The sequence below is a fragment of the Rhizobium sp. 42MFCr.1 genome (genome assembly GCF_000377185.1).
In the GTDB taxonomy this organism is placed as follows: domain Bacteria; phylum Pseudomonadota; class Alphaproteobacteria; order Rhizobiales; family Rhizobiaceae; genus Rhizobium; species Rhizobium altiplani.
The window spans coordinates 1-17,693 of the sequence record NZ_KB897824.1 but is presented as its reverse complement, the minus strand read 5'-3'; the positions used below and the strand labels follow the sequence as shown (position 1 = coordinate 17,693).

At 59.4% G+C, this 17,693-nt stretch carries 12 protein-coding genes, 1 tRNA gene and 1 pseudogene; 9 read left to right on the top strand and 5 right to left on the bottom strand.

Features of this window, described 5'->3' with window-relative positions; genetic code table 11:
- Nucleotides 1–42: 42 nt before the first annotated feature.
- On the bottom strand, nt 43–357 hold the full coding sequence (locus C934_RS0109340; protein ID WP_026371697.1) for a hypothetical protein: 315 nt from the start codon (nt 355–357) through the stop codon (nt 43–45).
- 319 nt (nt 358–676) lie between these two features.
- On the opposite strand from C934_RS0109340, the gene C934_RS0109335 reads away from it, so the two are divergent.
- From C934_RS0109335 to C934_RS0109310, 6 genes are all read left to right on the top strand, one after another.
- A complete protein-coding gene (locus tag C934_RS0109335; RefSeq protein WP_018856449.1) occupies nt 677–1,018 on the top strand; it encodes a DUF3302 domain-containing protein in 342 nt (113 codons plus the stop codon).
- A complete protein-coding gene (locus C934_RS0109330; RefSeq protein WP_018856448.1) occupies nt 1,018–2,175 on the top strand; it encodes an HlyD family secretion protein in 1,158 nt (385 codons plus the stop codon). Before C934_RS0109335 ends, C934_RS0109330 begins: the two co-directional genes overlap by 1 nt.
- A gap of 104 nt (nt 2,176–2,279) precedes the next feature.
- Entirely contained in the window at nt 2,280–3,956 is a 1,677-nt protein-coding gene (locus tag C934_RS0109325) for a SulP family inorganic anion transporter (RefSeq protein WP_018856447.1), read from the top strand.
- A gap of 15 nt (nt 3,957–3,971) precedes the next feature.
- Complete coding sequence (gene ppk2 / locus C934_RS0109320) at nt 3,972–4,808, top strand: polyphosphate kinase 2 (protein WP_018856446.1); 837 nt, start codon at nt 3,972–3,974, stop codon at nt 4,806–4,808.
- Nucleotides 4,809–4,860: 52 nt separating this feature from the next.
- Nucleotides 4,861–6,000 (top strand): AI-2E family transporter, encoded by a 1,140-nt coding sequence (locus tag C934_RS0109315; protein WP_018856445.1) that lies wholly within the window; start codon nt 4,861–4,863, stop codon nt 5,998–6,000.
- A 201-nt stretch (nt 6,001–6,201) separates the two neighbouring features.
- Complete coding sequence (locus C934_RS0109310; protein WP_018856444.1) at nt 6,202–7,992, top strand: hypothetical protein; 1,791 nt, start codon at nt 6,202–6,204, stop codon at nt 7,990–7,992.
- 56 nt (nt 7,993–8,048) lie between these two features.
- Here C934_RS0109310 and C934_RS0109305 read toward each other — a convergent pair whose 3' ends face one another.
- Nucleotides 8,049–8,999 carry a hypothetical protein gene (locus tag C934_RS0109305; RefSeq protein ID WP_018856443.1) on the bottom strand — a complete coding sequence of 317 codons (951 nt, stop codon included), beginning with the start codon at nt 8,997–8,999 and terminating at the stop codon, nt 8,049–8,051.
- A 942-nt stretch (nt 9,000–9,941) separates the two neighbouring features.
- On the opposite strand from C934_RS0109305, the pseudogene C934_RS0109295 reads away from it, so the two are divergent.
- Nucleotides 9,942–10,442 (top strand): annotated as a pseudogene (locus C934_RS0109295) (IS30 family transposase); the annotation flags it as partial.
- A gap of 38 nt (nt 10,443–10,480) precedes the next feature.
- On the opposite strand, the gene C934_RS0109290 reads toward C934_RS0109295, so the two are convergent.
- Both C934_RS0109290 and C934_RS0109285 read right to left on the bottom strand, forming a co-directional pair.
- The gene (locus C934_RS0109290) at nt 10,481–11,479 is read right to left on the bottom strand and encodes a sulfite oxidase (protein WP_272481247.1); all 999 of its coding nucleotides are present in this window, start codon (nt 11,477–11,479) and stop codon (nt 10,481–10,483) included.
- Nucleotides 11,480–11,864: 385 nt separating this feature from the next.
- Nucleotides 11,865–13,247, bottom strand: coding sequence for an FAD-binding oxidoreductase (locus C934_RS0109285; RefSeq protein ID WP_018856439.1), 1,383 nt, complete (start codon nt 13,245–13,247; stop codon nt 11,865–11,867).
- 313 nt (nt 13,248–13,560) lie between these two features.
- Here C934_RS0109285 and C934_RS0109280 point away from each other — a divergent pair, with 313 nt between their 5' ends.
- Nucleotides 13,561–17,076: an adenylate/guanylate cyclase domain-containing protein gene (locus tag C934_RS0109280; protein ID WP_018856438.1), complete on the top strand. Its 3,516-nt coding sequence runs from the start codon at nt 13,561–13,563 to the stop codon at nt 17,074–17,076.
- A 41-nt stretch (nt 17,077–17,117) separates the two neighbouring features.
- Complete coding sequence (locus tag C934_RS0109275; RefSeq protein ID WP_018856437.1) at nt 17,118–17,378, top strand: DUF4242 domain-containing protein; 261 nt, start codon at nt 17,118–17,120, stop codon at nt 17,376–17,378.
- A 123-nt stretch (nt 17,379–17,501) separates the two neighbouring features.
- Here the strand turns inward: C934_RS0109275 and C934_RS0109270 are convergent.
- Nucleotides 17,502–17,578 (bottom strand) — tRNA-Met (locus tag C934_RS0109270).
- Nucleotides 17,579–17,693 lie beyond the last annotated feature (115 nt).

Genomic DNA, 17,693 nt, shown 5'->3' with positions numbered 1-17,693 from the left:
CAACGACCTCCTCTGAATCAAAACAAATTTTGTGTAAGTGCCTCACGGAGATTTTGGTCTGGTGTCCGAAGGCCGCCTAAGCATCACGATTTTCGATTGTGCGAGCGCCTCACCCATTTCCTTCAAAAGGGCTTCAACCAGTGCGGCATATTCTTGCCGCCGCGCTTCGCGCACGCTTTCGGGAAGGCGCTCGATATGCGTCAAGGTTTCCACCGCGATTGCCAGATCCTCGCACATGCTGTGAAACGCGTCGCTCCCGTAAAAGAGCCGCTGCACCAGCTGCGCCTGGCCAGGAAAGTGCGCCTCGGCCCTTTCGAGAACCGACAAAGGTGTAGAATTGCTATCTCCCGAAACCATCCCCGCCCCGCTGTCAAATGCGTTAAGCAGAGTTGCATCATATAGCGTCAGCCCGGAATGGCGGCGTAACTTACGCGATCCTACGTTCGGCGGAGTTTTCCCTTATGCGCCTGTCGCTCCTGCCATCCTCCATCGATCTGCTACGGCGACCATCCAGGATCATCTTCAGCAGCTGCACCTTTCGTCAGACCAATAGAGGATACGTGATGCTACGGGTCTTTGCGCCAAAGTGGGTCTAGTATCCGCAGGTCGACAGCAAGCGAACGGGCGGCCAGACCAAGCCGAAGAGGCGGCCAGACCAAACCGAAAAGGAGGAACGGTGTTTCTCGACTATTTTGCACTGGGAGTGTTGCTCTTCGTCGTAGTCACTCTGTTCTATGCAGTGATCGCGATCCACGACATCCCACACCTGATCGCCAAGGCCAGGAACCATCCGCACCAGGACGCCATCCACGTTGCCGGATGGGTGAGCCTGTTCACGCTGCACGTCATCTGGCCCTTCCTTTTCATCTGGGCCACCCTTTACCGCGAGGATCGCGGTTGGGGCATCCGGACGGATGGCAAGCTATCCCCAGAAGCCGAAGCCAACGCTGAAATTGCCCGTCTCCACGCACGGATCGCGGAACTCGAGGCTCCAATGGCAGAGAGGGAGAAGGTCTGATGGAATTACTCCTGATGCTGACCTACGCGGCTTTTTGCTTCGCGATCTTCAAGTTGTTCAGAATTCCAGTGAACCAGTGGTCGCTTGCGACGGCTGTCCTCGGCGGCATATTCATCATTGCCGGGCTGGTGCTGCTCATGAGCTACAACCATCCCTATTCCAGCGATGGGCGCATTTATTTTACCTCGGCTCCGGTCATCCCGGTCGTGGGCGGCCAGGTCGTAGAGGTGCCGGTCACGCCAAACGCTCCGTTGAAGAAGGGCGATGTTCTCTTCAGGATCGATCCTCGGCCCTATCAATATGCCGTCGATCAGAAAACGGCGTCGCTTGCCGAAGCCAAGCAGACCGTCCTGCAGTTGAAGGCTGCTCTCGATGCCGCCAATTCGGCCGTAACAGGTGCGGAAGCATCTAGGGACCGCTCGCTGCAGGCCTTCGAAAAGTTTCAGGCATCGAATGAAAACGCAAAATCCAGCGGCAGAGGTGCCGTCTACTCCGAACTCGAAGTCGAGAACCGGCGCGGCATCTACCTGACGGCCGAGGCCGCCGTCGATACAGCCCGTGCTCAGGCGGCGCAAGCAAGGCTCGCCTACGAGTCCGAGATCAACGGAACGAATCCCACGGTCGCGCGGCTGGAGGCAGAGTTGGCGAACGCGCAATACGAGCTTGACCAGACGACCGTGCGCGCACCGAGCGACGGATACGTGACGCAGGTTTTCCTACGTCCCGGCATGATGGCGAATCCCCTGCCCTTGCGGCCGGTGATGGTCTTCATCAACAGCGAGGACCGGTACCTCGCTGCCGCCTTCATTCAGAATTCGCTCCAGCGCGTGCGGGTTGGCGACGAGGCCGAGGTGGCGTTCAAGGCCGTCCCCGGCAAGATCTTCAAGGCGCGCGTCCGGGAAGTCATCGATGTGATGGCGCAAGGCCAGTTGCAGCCAGGCGGCGCGCTGATCGACCCGCAATCGCCCGAACGGCTGTCGCCGGGGCAGACACTGGCGGGTATCGAAATACTGGAGAGCACCGACGGGTATCAACTGCCCGGCGGTGTGGTCGCCGAGGTCGCGGTCTACACACATTACTGGCACCACGTCGCTCTCCTCCGAAAGGTCCTGCTACGCATGAGCAGCTGGATGAACTACGTCTTCCTCGAACACTGAACGCATCAACAATTTCCGGTCGTTGCCTGGATGCGGCGGCCGGACAAGCTTGGAGATCAACCACGAGAGAGCAGAGGGAGCCCGAGTTGATAGGCAGCCTACCAATGTTGCGGGGCCTGGCCGGTTTCAAGAAAGACTGGCTTCGTAGCGATATCCCTGCCGGGTTGTCGATCGCCGCGGTGGGTTTGCCGAGCGCCATTGCCTATCCGGCGATTGCTGGCCTGCCTCCAGAGACCGGCATCTATGCCAGCATCGTTGGGCCGATCGCCTACGCACTTTTCGGCCCTTCCCGGCTCTTGGTCGTCGGCCCCGATGCCGCAACGATGACGGTGCTTGCGGCTGCGATGACCGTTATCATCGCGGCCGATCCGGCTGCTGCCAACATTGACCGGGTTGCCATCGCATCGGCGCTCGCCCTTGGCGTCGGCGTCTTTTGCATCGCCGCAAAACTGCTGCGCCTCGGCGTCCTCGCGAGCTTCCTGTCGCGCCCGATCCTGGTGGGCTTCTTTGCCGGCGTGTCGCTTTCCATCCTCGTCGGGCAGATCAGCCGCTTCACTGGTGTAAGGATTGAGTCGGATGGTCTCCTTGCGCCGGTTGCCGAAATTCTTGGCAAGGCCGCCTTGATCCACTGGCCGTCGCTTCTCTTCGGTCTCTCCATGTTTGCGCTGCTTTGGATCGTCAAGGCGTTCCACCTCAAGGTTCCGGGTCCTGTGCTCGTGGTTGTTATTTCCGTCATTCTCTCGGCGCTTTTCGACTTCCAGGGACGTGGCATGGCTGTCGTGGGCAATATCCCAAGCGGCTTCCCGAGCTTTTCCCTGCCGGCAATCCATCAGATGCCGCTCGATAAGCTTGTGCTTGGTTCGGCCGCGATCTTTCTGGTGAGCTTCGGCGCCGGCATCGTGACCGCGCGAAGCTTCGGATCGCGCACTGGTGAAAACGTCAATGCGAACCAGGAACTGATCGGTCTCGGCGCGGCCAACATCGCGCCCGGCCTGTTCGGTTCCTTTCCCATCAGCATGTCGGACTCGAGAACCGCGATAAACCTCTCCACGGGCGGCGTCTCCCAGCTGGCGGGACTGGTCTCAGCTGCCACGCTGATCGCCGCTCTTGTATTCCTCCACAGCGCTCTGCGGATCCTGCCGATCCCCGCGCTCGCAGCCATCCTTGCAAGCGCCGCCATCAGCCTCATCGATATTCAGGAACTCAAGAAGATCTGGCACATCAGCCGCATGGAATTCGTCTTTGCGCTGATCGCCATGTGGGGCGCAATCAGCTTCGGCGTCCTCAACGGCGTGGTCGTTGCCGTTGCCGCAACCTTCGTCTACCTCCTGCGCAAGACGATGTTTCCGCGTGACAGCCTCCTTGGTCACATTGCCGGACGGCACGGCTTCTTCGAGCTCGCCCGCTTCCCGGAAGCGCGCCCCGTCGAAGGCGCTGCCGTCTTCGCCATCCAGGGCAACATCCTGTTCTACAACGCAGACTATGTCCGCATGCGACTGACGGAGGTTGCCAGAGAGCTTGCTCCCGGAACCAAGTGCTTCGTTCTCGACGCCGGTGCCATCACGCACGTTGATAGCACAGGTGCGCTCGCACTCGACGCTGTGGCCGATGACTTGGCCAAGCGGGACATCGTCTTTGCCATTGCTGACGTCAGCGAGGAGAGTCGCGGCATCCTGGAGCGTGCCGGGTTCATCAAGAAGATCGGCGCCCACAATCTTTTCAATGGTCGGGAAGAGGCCCTGCGCGCGCTCATGGGCAATGTCGCAGGGAATGCGCGTTAAACAATGGAGGGAACGATGGACGAAGCATACGATCCGAAGCAAGAGGTTCCAGCGGAACGCAAGGGCAAGCATAAGAAAGCCAAGTCCTGGGACTACGACAAGGAAATCAGGCGACTGCAGATCGAACTGGCGAATCTGCAGGCATGGGTAAAGAAGTCGGGCGCCCGGATTGTCATCATCTTCGAAGGCCGTGACGCCGCCGGCAAGGGAGGGATGATTAAGCGGATAACGGAAAAGGTCAGCCCGCGTGTATTCCGCGTCGTCGCCTTACCCGCTCCCACCGATCGCGAGAAAACCCAGATCTACATGCAGCGCTATATTGCGCATTTGCCGGCAGCCGGCGAGGTCGTGATCTTCGACCGCAGTTGGTACAACCGCGCCGGCGTTGACCGCGTCATGGGCTTCGCCAGCGAGAAGAAGGCTCAGCGCTTCCTGGAACTTGCGCCCCGCTTCGAGGCGGCCATCGTCGAAAGCGGCGTTATTCTGCTGAAGTATTTCCTGACCGTCAGCGAGGAAGAACAGGAACGCCGCTTCAAGCGCCGCATCGACGATCCGGTTCGGCAGTGGAAACTCAGCCCCATGGACGTAGAGTCCTACCAGCGCTGGTGGGACTACACGCGAGCCTATGACGAGATGCTGCGGATGACGGACAGCAACCACGCGCCGTGGTGGCTCGTGCCTTCCGACGACAAGGAGCGCGCCCGGATAAACTGCATCTCCCATATCCTGCAGTCGATCCCCTACGAGCGGGTAAAGTTCGACGCGCCGGATCTTGGCAAACGGCAGAAGCGGCCATCGAACTATGTCGAGGATCAGAGCGTCAGGCATGTTGTGCCGGAGACGACTCGATGACGCCTGATCCGTTCAGGCATGCACTGTGGAAAACCGTGGAATAGGCTACGCGATGCAGCAACAGAAGAGCGGGACCGCGGCAGAAGCCGGTCCCGCGCAGATTTCGGTAGAGGCACGGGTCAGCGACTTGGTGCGGATCGGCATCATTGGACTATTCGCCTATTGGAGCCTGCAGCTGATTGCGCCATTCGCGCTGATCGTCATCTGGTCCGCGATCCTCGCGGTAGCGCTCTTTCCGATGTTCACCGGTCTGTCCAGACTTCTAGGAGATCGGCCCAAGCTTTCGGCCACCATTATTGTCATAGCGTGCCTTGTGCTCATAATCGCGCCATTGGCGCTTGTCGCGGTCAATTTCGCCGATGCAATCCTGGCTCTCGTGGCGCAATTGAAGTCCGACAATTTCACCTTGCCCGCGGCTCCTGAGGCTATACGTGGTTGGCCAGTGGTCGGCGAGCGCCTTTACGCCGGCTGGAACCAGGTCGCCGGCAATCTCGCGGCAGCAATCATGAAATTCCAGGCGCCTCTCCGCGAGGTCATGGGAGTCATCATCGCCAAATTTGCAGCAATCGGCGGTGGGGTGCTGAGCTTCGTCGCGTCGGTCATTCTCTCCGGCATCTTCCTCACCATGTCCCCCCGCCTTGCAGCAACGATTCAGGTATTGGCGGGCCGCATCGGCGGAGAGAGGGGGGTTGGCTTTGCGCGGCTGGCGGGATCAACGGTTCGCAACGTCTCGCGCGGCGTCATCGGCGTAGCCTTGCTTCAGACGCTCCTATGCGGCCTGTGCTTTGCCTTCTTCGATATTCCGGCGCGCGGAGCCCTGACTTTTGCCGTGTTCATGCTTTGCCTGATGCAGCTTGGCCCTGGCCTCGTTCTTATCCCGGCCATCATCTGGGCATGGTTCTCCTGGCCTGCATCGATGGCCTTTGCCTTCACTGTCGTGGCGATCCCGATCACGGTCGTGGACAACGTGCTGAAGCCGATCTTGATGTCCCGAGGGCTTTCAACTCCGATGCCGGTAATCCTCATCGGCGTCATCGGCGGAACTCTCTCGCATGGCCTGCTCGGCCTGTTTCTGGGGCCAATCGTGCTCAGTGTCTTTTACGAACTGCTGCGCGCCTGGGCTTGGCCATCAGAGACATTGCCCGGGGCTACGGCTGCCCCGGCGATGGCAGAGAACACCGGCACGGATTGAATTTTATCCAACGCTGCACCTATCGATCGGTTTGATGGACTGTTCTAGGCCAAAACCAGTGACCCAAATCGGACTGCACCGCGCTCAACCGGCGGGTAACCATTTGAAGGTGTATCGTATGTAGCGGTTGCAGCCACCGGCAGTTCTGAGCTAATACTATATTCAGCTAAAATATTTGCGTGATCTCGTTAGGGCGTCATCATGAGCAGCGCAATAGCCAAGCCCTCGAAGCCGACGGCCGAGGAAATCTACGACCAACTTGAACGGATACTGGCGAGCGAAGAATTCCATTCGCCGGAGCGGGGCCGCAAGTTTCTGCAATTCATCATAAGCGAAGCCTTGGCAGGCCGATCGGAATTCCTGAAGGCCTTCACAATCGCCAATGAGGTCTTTGGTCGCCAGGTCAATTTCGACGCCCAGAACGATCCTGTCGTCAGGATCGAAGCAGGCCGAGTCCGCCGAGCACTTGAACGCTACTACCTCATCGCCGGCCAAGCGGACGAGGTAACGATTACGATCCCCAAGGGTGGGTACAGGCCGTGCTTCGAATATGCTCACAACGTTCCGACACCGTCGCTCGCGGCGCCGCAGTTTGATCTCGCGCCAGCGATCGAGCGTCACCGTGACACCGGGCCGCTTCACAGCCTCGGCCAATCTTTCGGCCGCCCTCAATTATCGACCACGCTGACGCTCGGCACCGCCCTTTTGCTCGCGGCAGCTTCGCTTTATATCGTCCTTCCACAGGCATTGTCGGGGTGGCACCAAAATCCCTCAGGCGCCTCGCCGACAGAAGCGGCCGAACCCAGAGTCATTGTCGAGTCCTTTGAGGATGAGGGTTCCGCAAATGCTGCTTCCGACATCGCGCGTGGCCTGAGGGACGAGATTATCGGCAAGCTAGCAAAGTTCGATGACATCGTCGTTGTCGCGGATGCGTCGAAGGCCGAACAACCGAGCCCGAATGCTTATGGTTTGCAAGGCAATGTCCAACTCGACGGGCCAAGATTGCGGCTTGTCGCCCGGCTCGTGCGCCAATCCGACGGTGCAGTGATTTGGGCGAACAATTACGACGCGGACCTTCGCGCGCAAAGCAAGCTCGAGATCCTGACCGGCGCCGCTGAAGAGATCGCCAGCACTGTCGCGGAACCATATGGTGCGGTTTTTCAAGCCGACACCGACGCACTTGCCCGGCATCCGCAGAGCGGAGATGCGGACGCCTATGCCTGCAGATTGGCTTACTATAGCTACCGTAGGTCGATGAATGCCCAGACGCACAACACGGCGCGCGACTGTCTGCAACGAGCGACAGAGCTGTTTCCGAAAAGCGCTGCCTCCTGGGCGCTTCTGTCCCTCACCTACCTGGACGAGATGAGGTTTCGTTATAAGCTCGGCACATCCTCAACGGACGAGACGCTGGAATTAGCCGCCAGCGCGGCGGAGCGGGCAGCCTCGCTTGCCCCAAACGATGCGCGTGTCCTTGAGGCTCTCATGCAGGTGAGCTTTTTCAGAAATGATGTCGACAAAGCCCTTCAGGCGGGTGCGGCAGCCTATGCCATGAACCCCAATGATACCGAGGTCGCGGGGGAATACGGGTTGCGGCTGGCCATGTCGGGGAAATGGCAGTCAGGCTGCGAGCTGATTTCGAGCGCCGTCAACAAGAATGCGGGCCCGAAGGGATACTACGAAGTGGGCATGGCATTGTGTGCCCTGATGAGGAATGACGTCCGGGCCGCGGAACTGTGGTCTCGCATGTCCGACCTGGAATACAATCCCACGCATCACCTCGTGCTCCTTGCTATTCTTGGCACGGCCGGGAAAACGGCTGACGCCAGGCAGGAACGGGAATGGCTGAATGCCCATGCATCCGGATTGATGAAGAACATCCGCAAGGAGGTTTCCTTGCGTCTGCAGCGCCCGGAAGATCAGGAAGCATTTTTCAAAGGTCTACGAGCCGCAGGTGTCGCAATCGAACCCGCCGCGGACACCGGTAAATAAGTTCGACGCTGCAGCATCTGTGGCATCTGCACTCTCTATATGGAAGGAGGCTGACCCTACTGCCTCCGAGATATCGCATCCGCGATCAGCCGGGCGATTTCATCCTGCACGTCAAGAATGCGTCCTTCGTCAAGGTTTCTGTCATAGGCGCCTGTCCAGACAACGGTTCCGTCGGCTCGATCAACCAGCCGGATTTGGACATGCAACCGCTTATCCTCGGTGCCCACGCTGCCCTGGATGGAGAGTGACGGTTGGTTTGGCGCCGCGATATGCGCCTTCGGCCCAGGCGTCCTGACAGCGATTGATTTGACCTTCGTCAGTTCCACAATGACGCCATCCGTCAGACTCTTGGCGATGCCGGCGTCGCCATTGTCCCGACCTATGCCGACCAAAGGCTCCACGACGATCTGCGGCCGCATCTCATCTCCCGCAGGCAAAGGTGTGCCCGACGAAGGGTTCAGTGAAGCAACCAGTTCTTGGAGCGGCCGCATCAGCACCAACATGCCCATGGCGGCGATGACAAGCAGGACACCAACCGGCAGGATAAAATCCCGGTAGGCAAGCGGACGTTTATGTTGCGCCACCGGCGCCTCCTGCACGTCGACATCTTTTCCCGGCGAATGACGTCCTGACGCAATCTCTGACTGGCTTGCGGTGAAACTCGGTACGTATCCACCCTTGGGTATGGCGATGTGTATGGAATCGCTTTGCCCGACCACGAGGTAGTATCGCTCCAGGGCGCGGCGAATACGCCCTGTTTCGATACGAACGACCGGATCGTTTTGGGCATCAAAGGAAGCATCTCGGCCGAAGACCGCCTGCGCAATGGTGTAAGCCTTCAGATTCTCTGATCGTCCCGCCAGTGCTTCATCGACGACATATGCAAGAAATCTCCGACTACGCTCCGGAACCTGAAACTCGGCGCTCGACAAGATGCGATCAAGCTGATCACGAACCCTTTCGGGTTCCAGTGACAGATCATCGCCTTGTCCGCCCCGCGAACTCATGGCTCCCTCCCGTAAACATATCGCTCTCACAAGCGCTCAAGGCGACGTATAGGGCTTGCGACCCGACCGGTCGCTCTGTCTCGCAGACTGTGCCGCGACGAACTTAAGACTCTCAGCTGCCTGTCGACGGGGTAAACGTCGTGTAGATCCCCAATGCTCTGGGGCTTCATTTTGGAATGATATGGAATCCATAGATGCGATAGCAAGTCGGGAACAACCACACACTCCCGAGTACTTGAAATCGCGGCGACCAGCGGCAAGGCCGATCACTTTCACAAGCAGACCCTGCGCTCCGCACTCGAGCCCAGGCTGGTCAGAAGTCTTGTCATCAAGGAGATTCGCGCCCGGTTATTGTCTGGGCTTTTTGGGTTCCCGCAGACCCCGGCTCGTCAAACCCTCAACTGGCGGGCTGAGCTCGGCACGTCTGACACTTCGCCACCAAGGATGCGGTCAGCAAACGACAGGTTGGAAACCCCGTAGCGCTTCAATAGCTCAGCGTCTTCATTGGCGCGAAACTCGGCCTGGTGCGAGGGTGACGAGAAATACTTCCCAATCAAAATCGGCAGACGAATGCTTCTCAGGTTCCTTTGCTGGAAACATGTTCCAGAACAACGCATCGCCGATCGACTTGATGATGGAACCATCGGCAAAGTCGCTCGGATAATAATTCCCGATTGCCTTGGAATTCCAAAGCTTTGCCGGGCCGAATGTGCCACGTTCCCCGGTGCCCGATCCGAGTCTAAGGCGATCACGCGGCTTCGTGGGCCAGTCCGGCTCGTATTCGGATGCGGTCAGAATCGGGGCTTTGAAAGGCTCTTCAAGATGTGAGTTGTCAAAGCATACCAGCCATTCGCCTCCGACCAGCACTGCGGAGGAGGCGCACGCGGTGCCGACCAACAACTCGACTGTATTCGTAGCCAGCCGGTCGTCGAGATTGAGGTTCTAAGCGAGAGGCCTGCGTCCGCTGACGACCGTGCAGTCCCCGGTCACTGGGAGGGCGATCTTATCGGTGGGTCGAAGAACAGTTACATCGCGACGCTGGTCGAGCGTCACTCGCGCTACGTCATGCTGATCAAGGTCGCCAATAAGGATACCGAAAGCGTAGTTTCTGCGCTGATAAAGCAGTCACAGAAACTGCCGGGCGAACTCTACAAATCATTGACCTGGGATTGGGGCAAGGAGTTGGCTGACCATCAACGACTGGCAATAGCCGCTGACGTTGAGATTTACTTCTGCGATCCCAGATCACCCTGGCAGCGCGGTTCAAATGAGAACACCAATCGATTGCTGCGCCAATACCTACCGCGCGCCACTGACCTGTCCGTACATAGCCAAGCCCAGCTCAATGCTATCGCCAGGCAGCTCAACGAACGTCCAAGAAAGACCTTGCTTTATCAGACGCCCGCGCAAAAATTTGCAGAATGTGTTGCGGCGATCAATTGAACCCACTGCCATAAGCCGCCATTCCGCCACGCGGGTGATTAGATCACGAATTCCTCCGCGTACGTCTGTGGCTCGGGAACGACCGTAACATCCACCGGAATAATCCAATTGGCCGCGTAGCTCTCGCAGTCGGAACGCGGGAGGTCGGGCTGCACGCACCCCGCCCCATCGATCGCGCGACATCGCAGTATATATCGCCCCACTTTTTCAGGGGTCCACATGTACTCCCACAAGCGCCATGCGAAGGGACATTCTGTTTCGAGAAGCCTTCCCTCGCGCCAGCCCCTGCCATCTCCGGTGCAGACCTGCACCTGCCGGATACCAGCCTCTCCGCTCCAGGCGGCTCCGAAAATCCGGCACGGTTGGCCGAGGATGAGATGCGCCCCCTGTACGGGACGCGCGATCTGCGCTTTGACCTCCATCTCCGTAAGGGGGACCAGCCTAGGTTCCCCAAGGCTGCGCTCCCAACGGAAATAGTCGCGCGCCTGCCAGTAGCCAAGGAACGGTTGCTCCACAACCGTGATATGCGTGATCCACTTGACCCAAGCCATGCCGAACCAGCCACCCACCACCGCGCGTAGCGGGTAGCCGTGATCGCGCGTCAACGGTTCGTCGTTCATCGAATAGGCAAGGATCGTGCTGTCAGCGACGGCCTTCTCCAGCGGTAAACTGCGGGCAAAAGCGATGGGGCCTGGAGAAGCCGTTTTCTTGTTCGCGTCGACGACGCCGCTGTCGGCGCCTACGAGCAGAACCTCACGTGCGGTTCGCCTAACGCCCGCCATTTCCAAAATCTCGCGCAGAAGAACACCCGTCCACGCGGCGTTGCCGACGGCCCCGTTCTGCCACTGCAACCCCTCCTTCGCCGGCACATAGTAGACGCGCCCATTCCCTGCGCACTCGACGACGGCGGTGAAAGTCGTGCTCTGCATCGCCTTGATGCTGTCGAGGTCAAGTTCGATCGGCCGCTCCACCGCCCCGTCAACGCGCAATCTCCAGTCTCGCGCATTGAGGTCCGGTGACGGAAAATGGTTTCGCACGAAGAACAGCTCCGTTGGGATCCGCCAATCGGAGAGCGACGCAAACGGAAACTCGATGTTCTGTGGGGATTTCTGTCGAACTATTAGACTGGGTTGCTGTGGTGTCGGCATCGTCCTCGTCTCTCCTTCCAAGAGCACAACGTCGGCTCGGTCGCGCGAATTCCGGTTCGATCACACCGCCCCTCGCCGTGCGTCTGTCGCATTCCGCTTTCGGGCCGCATTCTAGCACATACCGCACGTTCCTCGGATCGATCTCGAACGGCAGCAAAGGGCCGCAAGCGGCCTCGGCGGGTGACGCCATTACGCCAAAGGTGTACATTGGCAGCCACCATCGCAGTGGCCGCCAGGATCGAGGAAGCGCCTTTCAGTGACGCCCCTCTCGGCGTCAGGCGGCAGGGCGAATATTGTGGTTCATCCGAAACAGGTTGCTCCCGTCGTACTTCTTTTTCAGGTGGACAAGACCCTCGTAATTGTCGCCATACGTGGCCTTCAGGCGCAAATCGCCTTCGTCGTCCATCATGAAGTTCGGGTAAGCGCCGTCGAGGTTGAACGGGTGGACCGCCTGCCAGTAGTCGGTCGCCCATTTTTTCAGCGTCGCCGCCTGGCGCGGATCGGCGTCAACGCCGGCAATAACCATCGACCATGTGGCATCCCGGCAATTCCACGCCGTTTCATCTCTTGCCTTGCGATGGACGGCGGCATCGATCGGGTAGAGGTGCATGCACGAGGGTTCGCTGGGTGCCTTGGCCACCTGCTCGATGTGTGCTTCGATCGCCGCGTCCGGAAGCGTCTTCACAAAATCACCCTTCCAGTACCATTGAAGGCCCTTCGGAAAGAGTCCGTCGAACATGCCTTGAAGTGTCGGGTACGGGATCGGACCGGCAAAATCGACAATCGGCTGCGGGAGCGCCCTGCGGACGGCGTTAACTGCCTTCTCCCCGTCGGCGACCGCTCCATTGTAGGAAACGAGAAGCACGCAGATCTTCTTGCCACGATGCTCCACCGGGAACGGATCGGCGGAGGGAACCGTCTGCAGCCCAAGGAAGACGTAGAACTCGTCCGGCGCAGTCGCCAAAAACTCGCGGTACCAGCGCATCACCGTCGCAGCATCCTTCAACTCCCAGAAGATCGGACCGGCATAAACGCTGTCCGCAGGGTGCGCCTCGAACAGAAAACTGGTGACCACACCAAAGTTGCCACCGCCGCCGCGCAGCCCCCAGAACAGATCCGGGCGCTCGGCCTTGCTGGCGGTGACGAGCGTGCCGTCCGCGAGCACGACGTCGGCCTCGATCAGATTGTCGATGGCAAGCCCATATTGGCGGGTGAGGTATCCGTGGCCGCCGTTCAGCGTCAGGCCCGCCACACCTGTGGTTGAGACGACACCGAAGGGGATGGCAAGCCCAAAGGCGTGGGTGGCATGATCGACCTCGCCGGTCGTACACCCGGCCCCTACACGAACTGTCCGCTTGACGGGATCGACGCGCACACCCCGCATCGGCGACAGGTCGATGACGATGCCGTCGTCAACGCTGGCAAACCCAGCCCCGTTGTGGCCGCCGCCCCGGACGGCGATCGGAAGTTCGTTGTCGCGGCCGAAGTTCACGGAGGCAATCACGTCCGCAGCATCCGTACACTTTGCGATCAAGAGCGGCCGCTTGTCGATCATGGCGTTGTAGAGCCTGCGGGCGTCCTCGTAGTCGGCATGGTCGCGCCCGATAAGAGCACCGCGAAGAATCTGTGTGAACTTCCCGATATTTTCGCTGATCATAACACCCTCCTGAAGCCGAGCCTCCGAGCTCATGACGTCGAATCGAATACTGACGAGGGGCGTTTGAAGGATGATGCGCTGACGACTGAATTCGCTCCCCACAGCGGTCGATTGCGACTTCGAAGAATGCGCTGCAAGATGCGGATAGTCTATAAAGTGTTGGCGCTGAAATGCCGCATGATCTGCGAGGGCTGCGTTCGCAAATTCGCCATCGATTGCTCGGCCTGTTCAACGCGAGCGGCTCCCGGCACTGCGTGGCAGGATGCCGACGTTCGTGGTATTTTTCGGGAACGGTTGAGCGGATTGAAAGTCGATGCAGACGATTGAGGATTGGCTAGCCCAACTCGGTCTCGGCAAGTACGCCGCGGCCTTCATCGAGAATGACGTCGATCTGCGAGCGCTCCCTCATGTCGCGGAATCCGACCTCCGTGAACTCGGCGTCTCGCTTGGTCACCGGAAGATTATTCTAGCCGCGATAAACGGACTTGCGCAGCAACCTCCGGACGAACAGCAGCCCGCTCCCGTCGCGACGGACGCTGCGGCTGACCGACGGCTGCTCAGCGTGCTCTTCTGCGACCTCGTAGGATCGACTGCGTTGTCGGAGCAACTCGACCCGGAAGACATGCACGAGCTGATCCGCCGTTATCAGGATAGCGTCGCGGGCGCAGTCACGCGGTTCGGAGGCTATGTCGCCAAGTATCTCGGAGATGGCGTGCTTGCCTATTTTGGGTGGCCCATGGCTTATGAGGACCACGCCGAGCGCGCGATCCGGGCCGGTCTCGAGGCGATAACCGCCGTCGATGCGCTGCAGTCGCCCAACCAGCGGGGACTGAAGGCTCGGATCGGCATCGCATCCGGGCACGTGGTCGTTGGCGACACCGATGGCAGCGCGAAGGAGCGTGGATCGATCGCCGGCGACACCCCAAACTTGGCGGCACGTCTGCAGGGGGCGGCCGCCCCAGGGCAGATCGTGGTCTCGAACAGCACCCGCCGCCTCGCCGGGCGGTCGTTCGAAATCGCCAGCCTCGGCGAGCGGACGCTGAGAGGCTTCACCTCGCCCACTGCGCTGTTCGAAGTCCGCGGCGAGCGAGAGGTGGACAGCCGTTTCGAAGCCGCGCATTCCAGAAAGCTCTCGAAATTTGTCGGACGTGCCAGCGAGATCGGGCTACTGCTCGAACGGTGGGAGCTGGCGAAGGCCGGCCAAGGACAGATGGTCTTTTTGTCGGGGGAGGCGGGCATCGGAAAATCCCGTCTCGTCGAAGCCTTCGAAGAACATCTGCGCGAGACAGAGCATGAACTCATCCGATTGCAGTGCTCGCCCTATCACGCCACATCGGCCTTTTACCCGATCGTCGAGCGACTGAGCCGGGTCGCGATGTTTACGCCGGCAGACGACCGAAACACGCGAGTCGAGAAGTTTCGCACCCTTGTCAGCCGCTACGGCGAAAGGCCCTCGGAAGTTGGTGCGATCTATGCGGAGCTGCTTTCGCTCGATGGCGGTGACGAGTTCAAGCCGCTAAATCTCTCCGCCCACCAGCGTAAGGAACTTCTCGTCCGCACTCTCGCGAACCGATTGCTTCTTGCGACCAGAATCGCACCGGTGCTCATGGTCGTAGAAGACGCACACTGGATGGATCCGTCCACCATCGAATTGCTAGAAGAACTCGTCGGCCGGCTTCACGGTACGGCCGCCCTCGTCGTCGTCACCCATAGACCGGAATGGAGCGCGGACTGGGCCAGTGGATTGTCGCAGTCGACAACACTCTCCATTGGACGTCTGACTAGGCAACAGATGCGCGAGCTCATCGGATCGATGGACTGCGACATTTCCGAACAGCTTGCCGAAATGATCTTAGAGCGAGCGGACGGCGTGCCGTTGTTCATAGAGGAGTTGACCCGCACGATCATCGAGAGCGGAACGTCACCGTCGCTCAACGTAGAGATCCCGGACAGCCTGCAGGGTTCTTTGATGGCTCGTCTCGATCATCTAGCGGCAACAGCCAAAGAGGTCGCCCAGATTGCTGCCGTTATTGGCAGGGAGTTCGATCGTGGCCTTCTGTCGAAGATTGCAGGTCTCGATGATCGGATCCTCGAGAAAGCACTGCACCAGCTTGTTTCCAGCCAGATCGTCGTCGGAGGCGGTGTCTTGAATGATACCCTCGTTTTCCGTCATGCGCTCATTCAGGATGCCGCCTACCAATCGCTCCTCAACCGGCGGCGGCGACATTTCCACGAGGAAATCGCCAAGGTTCTCGTCGACCAGTATGCCGATGTCGCTGCCACGCAGCCCGAACTCATCGCCCAACACTACGAGAAAGCGCAACGGGTCGAACTCGCGCTTCCATACTGGATGAAAGCTGGAGAACGAGCCCTTGCACGATCCGCCAACTACGAGGCGGTCGACCATTTCCAGAACGCACTGTCGATCGCGGAACAGTTGCCCAACGAGCCCGGCCACCAAACAGACCTTCTCGCAGCAGTCCTGAAACTAGGCGACGCCCTGTACGCTGCCGGCCGCATGACGGATTCGCTGGCGAAATACAGGCTGGCCGCCCCATTGGCACGCAAAGCGGCAGACACTCAGGGCTTCGTTCGCGCAGTGATCGGCCTCGACGGCTCCCAATTTCTCTCCTCGAACTCGCTTGCCGAAACACTGCCGCTTCTCGAGGAGGCCATGGCGATGGTTGAACCAGCGGACAAGAAGTCGCGGTGCCAGATTCTCAGCCACCTCGCGCGGGCTTACGCCTACCTCAGTGACAGCGAGAGGGCCGCAAAATGCCATAGCGTTGGAATAGAACTTGCCCGGGAGGTTGGCGACAAGACTTCTCTTGTGGAGCTCTCCGTTCTCCCGCTCCTGACAGCCTCACCGGTTAAAACCGCCACGGAGAAAAACAACCGGATGGCCCGCATTGACGAAATACGACGCCTTGCGGGCGAGATCGACGATGACGATGTGCTAACCAGGGCGCTTTCCATTGACACCTACGTCTCGACTGAACTGGGCGAGCGCGCACGGGCCGATCGGGCGGTCGACGCCCTGGAGGAACTCGGCACCAAGCGCCAGCATCTCAACGTCCAGTTCTACGCTCGGATCGCAAGAGCGATGATGGCCATCCTCGATGGGAGGTTCACCGCCGCCGAGAAGCTTGCCGAAGAAGCGCTGAAGCTGGGCAAGCACACCCTTGGCGTGGCACCCGAAGGTGTCTACGGCATGCAAATGTTCGCGATCCGCCGGGAGCAGAGCCGTCTCTCGGAGGTCGCACCGGTCATGAAATTGTTGATCGAGGAAAACCCGGACGAAATCACCTGGCTGCCGGGCTTCGCGTTGGTCGCCTTTGACCTGGGTTATCGGGAAGCCGCCCAGCGGAGATTGGAAGAGCTTTTCAGCACACGCTTCACCCTGCCGCTTGACGGAAAACGAAGCGCATCCCTCTCGTTTCTAACAGAAGTCGCCGCCGGCCTGGGGGACATGGAAGCGGCCAGGACACTCTATAAGCTTATGCTCGACTACAAGGAGATGACCGTCACGATAGGTATGGCGACTGTCTGCTTCGGTGCCGCAAGCCGCTATCTGGGCATGTTGTCCGCCGCGCTGGGTGAATTCGATCGGGCGTCAAAGCACTATGAGCATGCTCTCGAGATGAACTCGGCGATCGGCTCGCTACCGTGGCTCGCGCACACGCAGGCAGAATATTCCGATTTGCTAATGAAAATAGGTAGCAGAGCCGCGATAAAGAGAGCAATGTCCTTATCCGAGCATGCCCGGTCAACTGCGGCCGAACTGGGAATGGTCAGGCTGCAACAGCGACTGAAGCAGACCATTCATTAGGATCAGAGGTTCGCCGCTTTGGGTGAGAAGAGGGTCTCATCATGCCACGCTATATCATCGAAAGAAACTTTGCCGAACAACTCCAACTGTCGAAAGAGGGAGTCGAGGAAATCAACCTGATCAACGACGAGGAAGGGGTGAAGTGGATTTTTTCGTTCCTCAGCGCCGACAGGAAAAAGACATACTGCCTTTACGAAGCGCCAAATCCTGAAGCCATTCGCGCCGCGGCAAGGAGGAACAATGTCCCCGCGGATGTGATCATTGAAGTTGGCGGGGAGATCGGCCCCAATATGTTTGCATAGCCCTGCCCGACCGCCCCTCCCGGCTGCACCTGCTTGAGCTACCGAATTTACACGTGAAGGCCGTCCGCCTATGCGGAGGAGGTTTCTGTGAGGCGACTTGACTGGCAAATATTCAGGTTTTGTTGGTTGCGGGGGCAGGATTTGAACCTGCGGCCTTCAGGTTATGAGCCTGACGAGCTACCGGGCTGCTCCACCCCGCGCCAAGTGCAAAACCCTTTGGGTTTTGTCACGGTGCGTAAACTGCGAAGCAGTTTACGCTACTGCCCGAGCAAATTGCCGAAGGCGATTTGTCTCGTGTAAGGGACGCACTGCATG

Excerpts from the sequence above, each read along its gene's own strand:
- C934_RS0109330 (WP_018856448.1), top strand. The coding sequence starts at position 1,018 with ATGGAATTACTCCTGATGCTGACCTACGCGGCTTTTTGCTTCGCGATC.
- C934_RS0109285 (WP_018856439.1), bottom strand. The coding sequence starts at position 13,247 with ATGATCAGCGAAAATATCGGGAAGTTCACACAGATTCTTCGCGGTGCT.
- C934_RS0109305 (WP_018856443.1), bottom strand. The coding sequence starts at position 8,999 with ATGAGTTCGCGGGGCGGACAAGGCGATGATCTGTCACTGGAACCCGAA.
- C934_RS0109315 (WP_018856445.1), top strand. The coding sequence starts at position 4,861 with ATGCAGCAACAGAAGAGCGGGACCGCGGCAGAAGCCGGTCCCGCGCAG.
- C934_RS0109275 (WP_018856437.1), top strand. The coding sequence starts at position 17,118 with ATGCCACGCTATATCATCGAAAGAAACTTTGCCGAACAACTCCAACTG.
- C934_RS0109340 (WP_026371697.1), bottom strand. The coding sequence starts at position 357 with ATGGTTTCGGGAGATAGCAATTCTACACCTTTGTCGGTTCTCGAAAGG.
- C934_RS0109280 (WP_018856438.1), top strand. The coding sequence starts at position 13,561 with ATGCAGACGATTGAGGATTGGCTAGCCCAACTCGGTCTCGGCAAGTAC.
- ppk2 (WP_018856446.1), top strand. The coding sequence starts at position 3,972 with ATGGACGAAGCATACGATCCGAAGCAAGAGGTTCCAGCGGAACGCAAG.
- C934_RS0109325 (WP_018856447.1), top strand. The coding sequence starts at position 2,280 with ATGTTGCGGGGCCTGGCCGGTTTCAAGAAAGACTGGCTTCGTAGCGAT.
- C934_RS0109310 (WP_018856444.1), top strand. The coding sequence starts at position 6,202 with ATGAGCAGCGCAATAGCCAAGCCCTCGAAGCCGACGGCCGAGGAAATC.